13 protein-coding genes are annotated in these 14,950 nt (G+C 60.1%); 7 read left to right on the forward strand and 6 right to left on the reverse strand.

The features are described 5' to 3' along the window. Positions 1-100 precede the first annotated feature (100 nt). The 3 genes from PQU92_RS12230 to PQU92_RS12240 all read left to right on the forward strand — a co-directional run bounded on the left by PQU92_RS12230 (position 101) and on the right by PQU92_RS12240 (position 4,575). Entirely contained in the window at positions 101-1,840 is a 1,740-nt protein-coding gene (locus PQU92_RS12230; protein WP_272748501.1) for an ArnT family glycosyltransferase, read from the forward strand. A 62-nt stretch (positions 1,841-1,902) separates the two neighbouring features. Continuing rightward, complete coding sequence (locus PQU92_RS12235; protein WP_272748502.1) at positions 1,903-3,384, forward strand: DUF1800 domain-containing protein; 1,482 nt, start codon at positions 1,903-1,905, stop codon at positions 3,382-3,384. A 3-nt stretch (positions 3,385-3,387) separates the two neighbouring features. Beyond that, on the forward strand, positions 3,388-4,575 hold the full coding sequence (locus tag PQU92_RS12240; RefSeq protein ID WP_272748503.1) for a DUF1501 domain-containing protein: 1,188 nt from the start codon (positions 3,388-3,390) through the stop codon (positions 4,573-4,575). Between the two features lie 181 nt (positions 4,576-4,756). Here PQU92_RS12240 and PQU92_RS12245 read toward each other — a convergent pair whose 3' ends face one another. The 4 genes from PQU92_RS12245 to fumC form a co-directional block, all read right to left on the reverse strand. Beyond that, positions 4,757-5,092: a DMT family transporter gene (locus PQU92_RS12245; RefSeq protein WP_303657378.1), complete on the reverse strand. Its 336-nt coding sequence runs from the start codon at positions 5,090-5,092 to the stop codon at positions 4,757-4,759. Positions 5,093-5,368: 276 nt separating this feature from the next. Next, on the reverse strand, positions 5,369-5,599 hold the full coding sequence (locus PQU92_RS12250; RefSeq protein WP_272748504.1) for a hypothetical protein: 231 nt from the start codon (positions 5,597-5,599) through the stop codon (positions 5,369-5,371). A gap of 204 nt (positions 5,600-5,803) precedes the next feature. After that, complete coding sequence (locus tag PQU92_RS12255; RefSeq protein ID WP_272748505.1) at positions 5,804-6,475, reverse strand: phytanoyl-CoA dioxygenase family protein; 672 nt, start codon at positions 6,473-6,475, stop codon at positions 5,804-5,806. Further along, positions 6,472-7,866: a class II fumarate hydratase gene (fumC, locus tag PQU92_RS12260; RefSeq protein WP_272748557.1), complete on the reverse strand. Its 1,395-nt coding sequence runs from the start codon at positions 7,864-7,866 to the stop codon at positions 6,472-6,474. Before fumC ends, PQU92_RS12255 begins: the two co-directional genes overlap by 4 nt. A 429-nt stretch (positions 7,867-8,295) precedes the next feature. Between fumC and PQU92_RS12265 the strand changes: the two genes are divergently transcribed. Further along, the gene (locus tag PQU92_RS12265; RefSeq protein WP_272748506.1) at positions 8,296-9,228 is read left to right on the forward strand and encodes a hypothetical protein; all 933 of its coding nucleotides are present in this window, start codon (positions 8,296-8,298) and stop codon (positions 9,226-9,228) included. A gap of 675 nt (positions 9,229-9,903) precedes the next feature. Further along, entirely contained in the window at positions 9,904-10,506 is a 603-nt protein-coding gene (locus PQU92_RS12270) for a hypothetical protein (protein WP_272748507.1), read from the forward strand. Positions 10,507-10,686: 180 nt separating this feature from the next. Here PQU92_RS12270 and PQU92_RS12275 read toward each other — a convergent pair whose 3' ends face one another. After that, a complete protein-coding gene (locus PQU92_RS12275) occupies positions 10,687-12,531 on the reverse strand; it encodes an ABC transporter ATP-binding protein (RefSeq protein WP_272748508.1) in 1,845 nt (614 codons plus the stop codon). 91 nt (positions 12,532-12,622) lie between these two features. On the opposite strand from PQU92_RS12275, the gene PQU92_RS12280 reads away from it, so the two are divergent. Beyond that, on the forward strand, positions 12,623-13,048 hold the full coding sequence (locus PQU92_RS12280) for an MAPEG family protein (protein WP_272748509.1): 426 nt from the start codon (positions 12,623-12,625) through the stop codon (positions 13,046-13,048). Positions 13,049-13,099: 51 nt separating this feature from the next. Here PQU92_RS12280 and PQU92_RS12285 read toward each other — a convergent pair whose 3' ends face one another. After that, positions 13,100-13,930: a hypothetical protein gene (locus tag PQU92_RS12285; RefSeq protein WP_272748510.1), complete on the reverse strand. Its 831-nt coding sequence runs from the start codon at positions 13,928-13,930 to the stop codon at positions 13,100-13,102. Positions 13,931-14,023: 93 nt separating this feature from the next. Between PQU92_RS12285 and PQU92_RS12290 the strand changes: the two genes are divergently transcribed. Then, entirely contained in the window at positions 14,024-14,893 is an 870-nt protein-coding gene (locus tag PQU92_RS12290; RefSeq protein ID WP_272748511.1) for a 50S ribosomal protein L11 methyltransferase, read from the forward strand. Positions 14,894-14,950: the final 57 nt, after the last annotated feature.

Consider the following 14,950-nt stretch of genomic DNA (forward strand, 5'->3'; position numbering starts at 1 on the left):
TGGCGTCTTAACAGGTTTGGGTTTAAGCGTAAACAGAACACTCGGTTACGGTTTTTTTCAGCCGCGTGCGCGTCTTTTTACCGGTATTTTGGCAGGTTTTATGTCTTCAAACGTCTTCAACAGCCTGACAAAGGGCATGCGCGGTGCGTGGCTGGCGGCGGTCGTCGCCTTTCTGGTCGGTCTGCCCTGCGCCATGCTGATTCCGCCGCTCGATCGCGACGAATCGCGCTTCGCTCAGGCGTCGAGCCAGATGCTGGAGACGAAGGACTTCATCAATATCAGCTATCAGGACGGCCCGCGGCACAAAAAGCCCGTCGGTATCCACTGGCTGCAGGCGGCCTCGACCGCCATAACGTCCAATGTCTCTGAACGCGATATCCTGTCCTATCGCTGGCCGTCGCTGTTCGGCGCGGCGCTGGCGGCCTTTTCGATGGTCTGGGGCGCGGGGATGCTGCTGGCGCGCAAGCGTGAGGACGATGAGGTGGTCGACGGTTTCGATGCGAAACAAACCGCGCTGATCGCCGGACTGACCTTCGGTGTGTCGTTCCTGCTCTCGTCGGAAGCCTTTATCGCCAAGACCGACGCGGTTTTGTGCGGATTTACCACCCTCTTCCTGATGGCGCTGGCGAAAATCTACGTCACCTATCGCGACCGCACCGACCCGACCGAAAAGCCGAAACTGACCAAGTACAAGCTGATCTTCTGGCTGTCGTTTGCCGCCTCGATCCTGATCAAGGGCCCCATCGGCCCGCTGATGTTCGTCGCCACCGCCGGGGCATTGGCCGGGTGGGACCTGCGCACCAAAGAGCTTAAGGACACCGGTCGCCTCGACTGGCTCAAGCACCTCGGCTGGGTCTGGGGGCTTTTGATCACGCTGGTCATGGTCGGGCCGTGGGCCATCGCCATTACGATTGCCACCGACGGCGCCTTCTGGGGTACGGCTATCGGTGATGACTTCGCCCCCAAGCTGGTCTCGGGCTCCGAAGGTCACTTCGCATGGCCGGGCCTGCATACGCTGCTGCTGCCCCTGTTGTTCTTCCCCGGCACCTTCCTGCTCGGCGGGGCGCTGCAAACGGCGTTCACGCGCTACAAAGACCCGGTGGTGCGCTTCGCCATCTGCTGGTTCCTGCCCGCGTTTCTGGTCTTCGAGGCCTCGCCGACCAAGCTGGCCCACTATCCGCTACCGACCTATGGCGGTCTGGCCCTGCTTGCCGCTATCAGCCTGTCGGTACCGCTGAAGACCTGGGCCAAGTTGACCAATGTCGCGCTGGGCCTGTTCGCCGGGGCGCTGATTACGCTTATCTCGGTCTATGGCCTGACCGAATACGGCAATGCGTCGATCGTACCGGTGGTGACCATCACCTCGGCGGCCGCCCTGCTGGTGTCAGGCCTCGGTGCGCTGTTCCTGTGGCGCAACCATAAGCTCACCGGCCTGATGTGCCTGCTGGGCGCGGGCGTCGCCGCCCACCTCGGCTTCGTCACCATCCTGTCGCAGCTCAAGCCCCTGTGGATGTCGCGCACGCTGGAACAGACCCTGGTCGATACGCGCCTCGATCCGCGCGAAGGCCTGCACCCCGGCCCGGTCGCGACGCTGGGCTATGCCGAGCCGAGCTTCGTCTTCGCCATGGGGACGAAGACCGAACTGGCCGACACCGCCGATCAGGCCGCCGCCGCACTCCGTCAGGGCCGCCCAGTCTTCGTCGAAGGCCGCCATGATGCGGAATTCAAAAAGAGCCTCACCGCCGCCGGGCTCAAGGCCCGCACGGTCAAGGTCGTCAAGGGCTACAACTATTCCAACGGCGACGACGTGACGATCACGCTTTATCAACTTCAACCGTAGGACCGTAGGGTTATCGCGAAAGGCGGCGTATCATCTTTGTAACAATAAGATGAGGATGCGCCATGACACCGGAAACACGGGCCGCCATCGCCTTCAGCCGCTTCGGGCTGGGCGTCACACCGACAGGCTATGGCGGCGCGCTCGGCGACCCGCAGGCCGCACTTAAGGCCGAACTGAAAGCGCCCAAGGCCCTGTCGGCGGAGCTGTCGCCGATCCAGAAAGACCTGAGTTTTTCGACCGCCCTGCCCGGTTCGCCGGAACTGCTGGTGCAGATCCGCGACTATAATCAGGCGCGCCGGATGATGCGCGAAAAGGCCGCTGAGGCCGAAAAACCCAAAGCGACGGACAACGCCATGTCAAATGATATGGCGGGGGGCATGTCAAATGACATGGCCAAGCCCGATCCCAAACGCCAGATGGCCGACGACAGCCAGAAACTGCCTCAGGCGGTATTGCAGGCCGAAGGCAAGGCGCGGATCGATGCGTGGATGAATGCGCCCGTGGGTTTCCACGAACGGCTGGTGATGTTCTGGGCCAACCATTTCGCGGTGTCGGTCGACAAGGGCATCCCCGTCCGCGTCCTCGCCGGGGCCTATGAGCGCGAAGCCATCCGCCCGCACGTGACGGGGAAGTTCCGCGACCTGCTGCTGGCGGCCGAACGCCACCCGGCCATGCAGACCTATCTCGACAATGACGCGTCGGTCGGCCCCAACTCTCAGGCCAACCGCAACGCCAAGCGCGGCCTCAATGAAAATCTGGCGCGTGAAATCCTCGAACTGCATACGCTGGGGGTGAATGGCGGCTATAGTCAGGCCGACGTGACCTCGTTCGCCAAGGTCATCACGGGTTGGGGCGTCGCCCGCACGCCGCGCGCTCTGGCCGACGGGGACAGCTTTCAGTTCAATGCCCGCGCCCACGAACCGGGTGCGCATGTCGTCCTCGGGAAGACGTACAGCGACGACGGCGAGCGGCAGGGCGTCCGCGTCCTCGAAGACCTTGCCCGGCATCCCGCCACCGCCAAACACATCGCCACCAAGCTGGTTCGCCATTTTGTTGCCGATCAGCCGCCGCCCGCGCTGGTCGATCGTCTGGCCAAACGCTTTACCGAGACCGATGGCGACCTGAGCGCGGTCTATACGGCGCTGATCGATGCGCCGGAAAGCTGGGAAGCGCCCCGCACCAAGTTCCGTTCGCCGCAGGAATATCTGATTGCTCTGCTGCGCGCCACGGGTTCGCCCCTGCCGCCGCAGCGCCTGTATCAGACCCTGCGCGCCATGGGTCAGCCCCTGTGGCAGCCGCCCGGTCCCAACGGATTCAGCGATATGGCCGCTGTCTGGGCCACGCCCGAAGGCCTCAGCACGCGCCTCGATGTGACCTATCAGTTCGCCGACCGCTTCGCCGCCAAGACCGACCCGCGCGAATTTGCCGAGTCCCGCCTGAGCGGTCTTATCACCGATGCCACGCGCAAATCCGTCGCGCAGGCCGAAACCCGCGCACAGGGCCTGTCGATCGTCCTCCTTTCCCCCGAATTCATGAGGCGCTGAACCATGCAAAATCGCCGCCATTTCCTCGTCACCACCACCGGCCTGTTCGCCTCGGCCTTCCTGCCCGCCACGGCGTTTGCGGCAGGCCGCGATCCCCGCCTGATCGTCATCATCCTGCGCGGCGCCATGGACGGCCTCGCCGCCGTACCGCCCGTCGGCGACCCCGACTTCGCCGCCCTGCGCCCGCCCGTCTTCGACGGCGATCCGCTGAAACTCGACGGCTTCTTCGGACTCAATCCGGCCATGCCCAATCTGGCGCGGATGTATCAGGCGAAACAGGCGACCCTCGTCCACGCCTCGGCGACGCCCTACCGCAACCGCTCGCACTTCGACGGTCAGGACGTGCTGGAGTCCGGCCATGAAAAGCCCGGCTTCGCCGATTCCGGCTGGTTGAACCGCCTGCTGACGACGCTCGGGACGTCCGACAAACTCGATGCCGCGCAGCTTAAGGCCACCAAGGGCCTGTCGGTCGGCACCCTGACGCCGCTGGTCATCCGTGGCGAAGCGCCCCTGCTCGGCTGGGCCCCGTCGCAGTTGAAAGACGCCGATGCCGACCTGCCGCCGCGTCTGCTGCGGCTGTACGGTGAGACCGATCCAGCCCTGATGCAGGTGCTGCATGAAGGGATAGAGACCGGCAAGATCGCCGGTGGCATGAAGGACATGGGCGGCGGTGGCGGCGGTCAGACCAAGGCCATGCTCGACATGGCCAAGGGGGCGGCGGCGCTTATGGCGCGCGACGACGGCCCTCGCGTGGCGGCCATGGCGTTTGACGGCTGGGACACCCACACGGCGGAACAGCGCCGCCTGACGCAATTGCTGGGCGGGCTCGATGCGGCGCTGGCGGCGCTGGAAAGCGGTCTTGGGGCCAAATGGAACGACACAGTGGTGCTGGTGGCGACCGAATTCGGCCGCACGGCGCGCTTCAACGGCACGCAGGGCTCCGACCACGGTCAGGCGACCGCCGCGTTTCTGGCGGGTGGCGCGGTCAAGGGCGGGCGGGTCGTCGCCGACTGGCCCGGCGTCAAGGCCTCGGCCCTCTACGAAGGCCGCGACCTTACGCCCACCACCGATCTGCGTGCGGTCGTCATGGGCGTCGCCCGCGACCATCTGGGGGCCGATGTGCGCCGGTTACAAACAGACGTGTTTCCGGGAGCCCTCGGCGTCAAACCGGTGGACGGGTTAGTAGTGTAATTCTTCATACCTCCCCAGCTTGCTGGGGAGGGGGACCGCACGAACCACGAAGTGGTGAGATGTGGTGGTGGGGGCTCTTGCTAACTTACGACGGTCGCCGTGGAAACTCCGCAAGACACCTCACCTTCCGGCCTTCGGCCTCCCTCCTCCCCGCACTAAAGTGCAGGGAGGTATAAGAGACCTACCCCGCCGTCGCCTTCAGCCCGATGATCGCGACGAGCAGCATGCCCAAAAATAGCAGCCGCATCGGCGTCACGGCCTCGTGGAACAGCACGATGCCGAGGATCGCCGCGCCCAGCGCCCCGATCCCGACCCACACGCCATAGGCCGTGCCGATCGGCAGGGTCTGCGCGGCTTTGGCCAGCAGGAACATGCTCCCCGCCAGCGTTGCCAGCACGAAGGCCGATGGCACGGGTCTGGTAAAGCCGTGCGTATATTTCAGCCCGATGGCCCAGCAGATTTCCAGCAAACCGGCGATAATCAGATAGACCCACGGCAGGGGTATGAACGTCGTCATGACGCGCTCCTTCAGTAAGATAACGATGTCAGGGAGCGTCGTCTTGTCTGTCCGGCTTATTTTGCCGCGCGTCTGTATCCCAAAACCGCCACGAAAGTATCAGGCCACTTTTGGGGATGCGCTTAATCCGGTCCCGGTACGGCGCGTCTCGTCGGGAGCGACATCCTTATAGCGCCCCCTCCCCTGAAAATAAAGCCTTGAAACGCCTCGTCAATTCGTCGGGCGACACACCACATTACATTCCGTTTAAGAATTACAATAATTTCATTAAATAAATCAAATGATTAAAACGAGTTCATGACGTTCATTTAATTTGAAACCATCACGGCCCTCAGGCATATCGCTTTCACCGGCGGCACACACACCGCCCGACACAAGCAACCTTAAAGGAATATTCAAATGCAAACCGCCCTGACCCCGACCCTCTTCCTGAGCTTTGCCGCGTTTCTTACCGCCGCCCTTCTTCTCATCTAACCGATTATTCAAAAACCCAAAGGACATCACCATGACCACCTATATGACCGCCATCGGCTTTCTGTCGTTCGCCGCCTTTGCGACCCTTGCCCTGTACGTCATCTGAACGTCCCTCACCGAGACCTCAGTTCAGCGTACACAAAGGGAGACAGCCGATGCGCCACGCACCGCTGCCATACAAAGCCAAACGGACGGAAGATCGCTCTTCTGTCCGTTTTGCACTTTGTATGGGACGGCTCAGACCCCGCGCCAGTCGAGTCCACCCGGCAGAGCCGTCGCGGCGTAGTCCACCTGCAACACCCGTCGGCGGCCCGGACTTTGCGATCGTTCCGACATGTGCAGGATCGGCGTCGCATAGGCCCAGACATCACCGGCCCTCGCAAGGCACGTCAGAACCGGACCACTTTCCGCCACACGCGAAGCCTCATCCGCGGCGACAAACCCCAGACGATGCGAGCCTAGTGCCACCTTGAGCGGCGCGTTGCTCTCATCGCAGTCATCCAGATGCAGCCGCAGGGTCACCATGCCGTTCAACACCGACATCGGCGGCGCGACGTGCAAAATCCCGTCTTTGGTAGACCATGGTCCGAAACCTTCGACTTCGATGCGTTCACGCACGGCAATGGTTCGGTCCTGATGCCAGCCCAGATGCCAGTTCGTAGCGGGAGATTTATCGAAGATGATGGCCCGTACCGGCCGCGCGGCCTCCCCGATCAGACCTGCAGCAATGCGTCCTAACGCGCCCGTCGCTTCCAATAGTGTGTTGCCTTGCGTCAGACGTTTACCGGGACGACCGGCGATCTGTGCGTCCAGGTCATCCCTCAGCGAGTCGATGATCTCTGACGCAAGAACGGCGCGATGAAGCACCGCGCCGTCCCTGGCAAAGTCCAGATTGTCGAGCGTAATCAACCCGGCGAGACCATGTTTTCCGGGCGGACGAACTGGTCGAACTCCTCGTTGGTCAGGTAACCGCCGCCGACGGCCTCTTCGCGCAGCGTCGTGCCGTTCTTGTGCGCGGTCTTGGCGATCTTGGCGCAGGCGTCATAGCCCAGACGGCCGTTCAGCGCCGTGACCAGCATCAGCGAGTTCTCGACGCCCTTCTTGATATTGTCGATGCGCGGCTCGATACCCACCACGCAGTTGTCGGTGAAGGACACCGCCGCATCGGCCAGCAGACGCACCGATTGCAGGAAGTTATAGGCCATAACCGGGTTGAAGACGTTCAGTTCGAAGTGACCCTGCGAACCCGCGAAGGTCAGGGCGGCGTGGTTGCCGAACACCTGCACGCAGACCTGAGTCAGGGCCTCGCACTGGGTCGGGTTGACCTTACCCGGCATGATCGACGAACCCGGCTCGTTTTCCGGCAGGGCCAGTTCGCCCAGGCCCGCGCGCGGGCCAGAGCCCAGGAAGCGGATGTCGTTGGCGATCTTGAACAGCGAGGCGGCGACCGTATTGATGGCGCCATGCGAGAAGACCATGGCGTCGTGGGCGGCCAGCGCTTCGAACTTGTTCGGCGCGGTCGTGAAGCCGAGGCCGGTGATGGCGGCGATCTTTTCGGCCACGCCTTCGGCAAAGCCGATCGGGGCGTTGAGGCCGGTGCCGACGGCGGTGCCGCCCTGGGCCAGTTGCATCAGCTTCGGCAGGGTCTGCTCGATGCGCTCGATACCGTTGGTCAGTTGTTGCGTATAGCCCGAAAACTCCTGACCGAGCGTCAGGGGCGTGGCGTCCTGCGTATGGGTGCGGCCGATCTTGATGATCGCCTTCCACGCCTCGGCCTTGTCGTTCAGGGCGTTGCGGAGCGTCTGCAGCGCCGGCAGCAGGCGGTGCGAGATTTCCTCGGCGCAGGCCACGTGCATGGCGGTCGGATAGGTGTCGTTCGACGACTGCGACATGTTGACGTGGTCGTTAGGGTGGACCGGCTTCTTGGTGCCCATCTCACCGCCCAGGATTTCAATCGCGCGGTTCGAGATGACCTCGTTGGCGTTCATGTTCGACTGCGTGCCCGAACCCGTCTGCCACACGACCAGCGGGAAGTGCGCGTCGAGCTTGCCTTCGATGACTTCGTTGGCGGCCTGAACGATGGCGTTGGTGAGCGTCGCATCAAGCTTGCCCAGCGCGTGGTTGGTTTCCGCCGCCGCGCGTTTCACGATCCCGAGCGCCCGCACGATCGGCAGGGGCTGCTTTTCCCAGCCGATCTTGAAATTGCCGAGCGAACGCTGGGCCTGCGCGCCCCAATAGACGCTGTTCTCGACTTCGATCGGGCCGAAGGTATCGGATTCGGTACGGGTGGTTTTGGTCATCTTAGGTGGCTCCACGCTTGCGGGGGTGTCCACCACCGGCGGCACGGCGACCGCCTTTTTCGACTTGGACTTTTTCTTACCGAACAACCAGCCGAACATGGAAACACCCCTCCTGAATTTCACCGAGGTTCAGTGGAACATTTGACCGGAAAGTGCAACGGTTTTTAGGGGGAGGAAGAGGTGGTTATGTTTTTGGTATGCGCAATCCCATGGCACACCAATCCACAACATCAATCAAAGTCGCGAAATTTTTTAAGCTTCAAGTTATAGACGAAATGTTGAAAACAACGTCGGATTGTGCAATTTTGTGAAACGACTCGCGCTGTGAGTTCGCGTCGGTTAAAAATCAAGGGCAACAACAGATAAAATCTGCGAATTTAATTACAGCTCACGCTAAAGATATGCGTTTAATTAAATAGGAAAGATAAAGTGGCTAAGCGGAAGCAGGAGGAAGCAACTTGTAGCTTTCACTATTTAGTTCGCGAAAAACGTGTGGAGGGTAAAGATCCAGAAATTGTTCCGTTTACAGATGAACAGTTTAAGGAATTTTGCGACATACTTTTAGCGCAGCCAAAAATTGATTTAAGTGATGATGAAACATGCAAGAGACTTAAAACTACAAATCTTGCACCAGTAGAAATGTGTGAGAAAGTAGATGATCGCACAGTTTTTGGTCGGTTCCGGTCACTGTATTCAGGTCACGCATATGACAACACTGACGTTGGAGAAATTCCAGATAGCAGCGTAAGTCTGCGGCCTTTCTTTTTCCTTGCATATCTTTCTGAAAGCGGGCGCATATATGTAGGCAGTCAATACCTTGGCCAATTCGGAGGCTACATGGGACTGTTTCAGACTCTACGGCTATTACTCCCGGAACCAGTTGTATCTATTTCGTTTCGACATGACGCTACATCTTACAAAGATGCCAAACCAAAAGAAGTGCGTGTCAATTTCTCACGCAAACCTAATGAAATTACCGGGAGTAATAAATTTGGCCAGCGTGGCGCAATGACATTTAAAAGCAATTCCAATAGCGACATTGAATTTAACGATACAGTAACAACAAAACTTCTAGCCAAAATTGGCCAACCTAATGCGGTAATAAAGAAGGCAGTGGCAGATATGTTATCAGGCAATGAAATTCTAGCGCTTCGTGATGAGGACATTGAGGACTGCACTGTCATCGCTACAGTAAATGGGAAAAAGCAAACAATCAATATCATTGAAGCTGGGCATTTTGCCACTCGCTTTCCGCTAGAAATTGCGGAATACATTAAAGGGCATCCAGACAGAGTCAAATCCAAAGCTGCAATGATGAAGCTGCTGAAAGATCAAATTATATCTCGAACCGAGCATGTTTAATGTCCGAGAAATAATTCGAAATAACAATTCGACCTTTTACGACTTCAACACTCATAAAAGGCATAGTCAAAAAACACGCCTATTAATCACATGCATTTCGGCATTTATCGCATCAATTTTGTGTCCGAAAGTTTCAGATAATTTACTTGCTGGATTTTTAGCCGTTCAATCAATTCTCCTGGGATTCACCGTGAACGTAATGTTCTTTTTTCTGGGAAATCCCGAAAAAGAAATACCAGAGTCTCAATCAATTGAGGCTCAATTGCGCTCACAGCGACTTCGCGACTTATATCACGAACTTTTTTATAATGTATCGTATTTCAATCTCATTGCGATCGCATCCATTATAGTCGCAACCGCATTACTTTTACCAACACCCATAGTTCCGGAATATATGAGGAGTTGGCCGCTTATCGAAGCTTACGTTCTTTGGCTTGATAAATCCTCGATCGCTCCGACTATTAGCACGGCTTTCCGTAATGGAATGATGTTTGTATTTTACACAATAGCAATTGAGGTCATTTTTTCAATCGCTCGTCTAATTGGCAGAACGTCTTTTTATTTCGAACGAAAAATAGGACAAGTACGTAGGAAAGATGATACAAAGTAGCTTAACTACGAATACCGCGCAATCAAATCTATCCCCGCCCGCTCAACCCCGTGCATCCTATTCGCATGGCCTTGGACACGCGCACCCCTGACGAAAAACTGAGCCCGGAGGCACGGCGCGGACATTTGCGCGCCTTTGCCGACCGGATGCTGCTCAGGACGGTGGCGCTGGACGATCCCGAAGACCTCTCCGGTGTCGAACGCGCCGTGCGCGTGGTCGCTGTCATCGAGCGCATCTACAGCCGCTGCGACCGCGACGAAGGGCAGGCCCCTGATCCGCACAAGCTGCAAACCGAACGCGCACGCCATCAGGCCAAGGCCGTCAAGGCCCGCGTGCATCTGGCAGGGACGCTGGAATGGGGCGAAAAGCGCCGCAAGGCGCTGGGGCCGTGGTGGGACGCTGCCGGAACGGCGGTCGAGGCACCGGTCAAGTTGGAAACGCCGGTGGAGGTGCGTGCGGCTGAGGCGGTGGTTCCGGTGAACGCGGTTGCGTCTAAGGCGGCGGATGAGCGTCCGAAGACCTTACCGGGGCTCACGCCTGCGGCTGAGGCGGGTTATGTCGATTATACGGATGCGATCCTCAAGGCGCGGTCGGCATTGGGGTTGCGCGATGTGTCGGTGACGGAGATTGCGGATACCGAGAAAAGGCCCCCACCACCCCGAGCCTGACGGCTCGCGGTCCCCCTCCCCGCAAGTGGGGAGGGGGACCGTCCGACGAAGCGTTAGCGTAGGCGGATGGTGGTGGGGGCTTTGCTTGAGCGGAAACAAGATGCGGGCTGAACTTCAAGAGCCCCCTCACCCGGCGCTTCGCGCCACCCTCTCCCCATAGGGGCGAGGGGATTCACGCGATTAATCGGCGATAAACCCGCCCGTTTGTCTGGCCCATAACCGCGCATACAATCCGCCCTGCGCCAGTAGTTCCGCGTGGGTGCCGGTCTCGATAATCCGCCCCTTGTCCATCACCACCAGCCGGTCCATCCGCGCGATGGTCGACAGCCTGTGCGCGATGGCGATCACCGTCTTGCCCTGCATCAGATCGAGCAGGCTTTCCTGAATCGCCGCCTCGACCTCCGAGTCGAGGGCCGAGGTCGCTTCATCGAGCACGAGGATCGGCGCGTCTTTCAGCAGAACGCGCGCGATCGCGATGCGCTGGCGCTGGCCGCCGGAGAGTTTGACGCCGCGTTCACCGACCTGAGCATCCAACCCTTCACCGCCCTTGCCGTCGTTGAGGCCGGGGATGAAGCTCCAGGCGTGGGCGCGTTCCGCCGCTTCGATGATCTCGGCCTCGGTCGCGTCGGGGCGGCCATAGGCGATATTGTCGCGGATCGAGCGGTGCAGCAGGGAATTGTCCTGCGTCACCATGCCGATGCGGGCGCGCAGGGATTCCTGACCAACGTGCGCGATGTCCTGACCGTCGATGGTGATACGCCCGTGGCTCAGGTCGTAGAGCCTGAGGAAGACATTGACCAGCGTCGATTTCCCCGCCCCCGACGGGCCGACAACGCCGATCTTTTCGCCGGGTTTCAGCGTCAAATCGATGCCGTCGAGCGCGACCGGCCCGCCCTCGCCGGCGCCGTAATGGAAGCGCACATCGTCGAAACGGACCTCGCCGTCGCTGACGGTCAGGTCACGCGCATCGGCGGCATCGGTGACGCTGTGCGGGCGGGCGATGGTCTCCATGCCGTTCTGCACCGTGCCGATATTCTCGAACAGGCCGGTGATCTGAAACATGATCCAGCCCGACATGTTGAGCAGCCGGTTGGTCAGAGCGGCAATCATCGCAATCGCGCCGACCGTGATGGCGCTGATCCCCCACAGCCAGATGGCCAGCACGCCCATGCTGATCAGAAGCGCCGCATTGATCACGGCGACATAGGCCTCCAGCGACGAGATCAGCCGCTGCTGGATCTGCCAAGTGGTATTGTTGTGAAGCAGGCCTTCGCGGACATAGTCGTCCTCGAAGCGCGTATTGGCAAACAGCTTGACGGTCTGGATATTGGTGTAGCTGTCGACTGTGCGCCCGACAAGCGAGGAGCGCGCTTCGGAGCCGGCCTTCGACGCCTCGGCCAGACGCGGGATGAACCACCAGCAACCGACGGCATAGAGCCCGCCCCACAGGACCAGTGGTCCAATCAGGCGCAGGTCGGCCTCGACGAACAGATAGACGGCGCTGACCACATAGACGACCAGATAGAGGAAGGTATCGAACAGGCTGGTCAGGGTATTGCGCAGCGCGCCCGCCGTGTCGATGACTTTTGAGGCTACCCGTCCGGCATAATCGTTGCTAAAGAAGCTTAAGGATTGGCGCACGACGTGGCGGTGCGACTGCCAGCGGATGAGCGAGGAGAAGTTGGACTCGACCGCCTGACGCAGGATCAGCGAGTGGAACATGATGGTCAGGGGCCACGCCAGCCCCAGCATCAGCAGCATCCGCACAAAATCCGACCCGTGCCGCACCCACAGATCGGCGGGCTTCGTCGTGGTCAGGATGTCGATGACCTCGGCGATGTAGCGGAAGACCATGACCTCGGTCAGGGTGGCGAGAAAGCCTGCGACGATCAGGACGATGAACACCGGCCAGGCCTGAACGATGAAGCCCCAGTAGAAGCGCCACAGATTATCGGGCGGCGTCCCTTCGGCATAGGTGCGGAACGGGTCGATCAGGGCTTCGAAGCGGCGGAACAGGAATTTCATGGCAGTATCTTGGCGCTCGGCGGGTCAGGGGGTGTCAGTAGCGCAAACCGCCGCATCGTGCCATGCTGCGCCAAAGATAAAGAGGAACACCATGCCCAATAGCTTGCTTATTCTCTGGCCGGTCGGCGCGCTGGCCGCCCTGACCTTCGTCATGCTGGCAGGGATTTTGGTCACCCGCATCGGCGCGGTGCGACGGCGTGAGGTTTCGCCGCGCGACTTCGCTCTGGGTGAATCGAAGCGCGTACCGGCGCGTTTGACTCAGATCAGCCGCAACTATGCCAGTTTGCTGGAACTGCCGGTGCTGTTCTATGTGATTTGTCTGCTGATGATCGTGACCAAGACCGTCTCGGACGTGCAGTTGGTGCTGGCGTGGCTGTTCGTCGCGTTCAGGGTCGTGCACACTATCATCCATGTGACGATCAACCATATACTGTTCCGGCTGTTCGCTTTCGGCAGTTCGGTGACGGTGCTGGTCGTGATGTGGGTGCTGTTTTTCGTGAGGCTGGGGAGCCAATAAAAAACGCGGACGTTGCCGCCCGCGTTTTTCAAACGATCTTTGAAAATCAGCCTACTTCTTGCCGAACAGCCAGTCGAAGAAACCCTTCTTCTTGACCTCGGTCTGGGCCTTGCGGACCTCGGCCTGAACCTTTTCGGCCTCGACCTGAGCCTTCGCGACGGCTTCTTCGACGGCTTCCTTGGCGTCGGCCAGAACCGGCTTGGCCTTCTCGACGGCCTCGTCGATCTTCACCTTAGCGGCCGCAGCGACATCCTCAACCTTGGCTTTCGCCTCGGCGATCTTCGGCTTGGCGGCCTCGACGGCGTCTTCGATCTTGTCTTTCGCGGTATCAACCGCCGTGTCGAGCTTGGCCTTGGCGTCGGCGACGATCGGCTTGGCCGCTTCAGCGGCGTCCTCGATCTTGTCCTTGGCGACGCCGACGGCGGCCTCGGCCTGAGCCTTGGCCTTTTCGAGCACGGGTTTCGCCTTCTTCACGGCCTTGTCGACCTCGGCCTGAGCGGCGTCGATGGCCTTGGCCGCCTGAGTCTTGGCCTTGGCGACGGCAGGGGCAGCCGCCGCCTTGACCTTGGTCGCCTTGGTCGTCGCCGCAGCGGCCTTCCTGGCTTGCGTCTCGACGGTCTTTTCGACCTTTTCGACCTTGGCCTTGGCGACCTTGGTGGCCTTTTCGATCTTGGCGGTTACGGTCTTGGTCGCCGCCTCGGCCTTCTTGGTTGCCGCCGACGCGGTCTTGACGGCCTTCTTGGCGGTCGCCTCGGCAGCCGCGACGGTCTTTTCAGCGGTCGCCTTCACGGCCGGCGCCTTGCGCGCGATCGTCTTTTTCACGCCCGCATCCGCTGCAATCTCGTTGACCTGTGCCTTGGTCGTCTTTTTTTCCGTCGCCATCACTTACTTTCCCATTGGCGTAAGGGGCCCCTTACGCGTAAAGACGTTTGAAATTTTTTCGTCACATCGAATCGGACGTTTCGTATAGCCGTCATGACTTATAATCCACAACAAATCATAGCAAAAGGCCCTCGCCAAGTCGCCGAAACCGCCGCCGAGGCCATCGACGGCGACGCCTGGCTGGAAGGCGCGACCTATTCGATCCTCGAAGAGGACGAAGACCGCAATATCTGGCGCATCGACGCCTTCCCGACGACCGAGGAAGAAGATCAGCGTTTACAAGAACTTTTGAGTGAATATCCGGAACTGACCGTCACCGCCGATCAACTGGCCGATGCCGACTGGCTGGCCATGGCGCTGTCGGGTCTGCCACCGGTGCGCGCCGGTAGATTCTTCGTGTACGGCATTCACGACCGCGGCAAGAAGCCCCTCAATGCCGTCAATCTGCGCATCGAAGCGGGGGCGGCCTTCGGCACCGGGCACCACGGCACGACCGTCGGCTGCCTGTGGGCCTATAACGATCTGCTGAAAAAGCAGCGCTTCGAGCGCGTGCTGGATGTCGGCGCGGGCACCGGCGTTCTGGCCATCGCCGCCGCCAAGACCGGCACGAAGTTCGCCGTCGGCACCGATATCGACGCGATCAGCGTCCGCATTTCGAATGAGAACGCCAAACTGAACTCGGCGGCGGCCCGCTTCGTCTGGGCCAATGGCCTGGATCATAAGGACGTGCGTAAAGACGCGCCTTATGACCTCGTCTTCGCCAATATCCTCGCGCGTCCATTGGTAGGTTTGTCGCAGTCGATCAAGACCGCGCTTAAGCCCGGCGGCACGGTGATCCTGTCGGGTCTGCTGCGCACGCAGGAGCGCTTCGTCAAGGCGGCCTATCTGTCGAAGGGCTTTCGCGTCGTGCGCCGCCTCCACCGCGATGCGTGGTGTACGCTGGTTTTAAAGCGCGGCGGGTAAAACCCATCGGAATTTTGCAGGCTCCGGTTTAGGTTTTTGGGCTCAAACCGGAGCCTT

It is taken from the genome of Asticcacaulis aquaticus, from assembly GCF_028550415.1.
GTDB lineage: Bacteria > Pseudomonadota > Alphaproteobacteria > Caulobacterales > Caulobacteraceae > Asticcacaulis > Asticcacaulis aquaticus.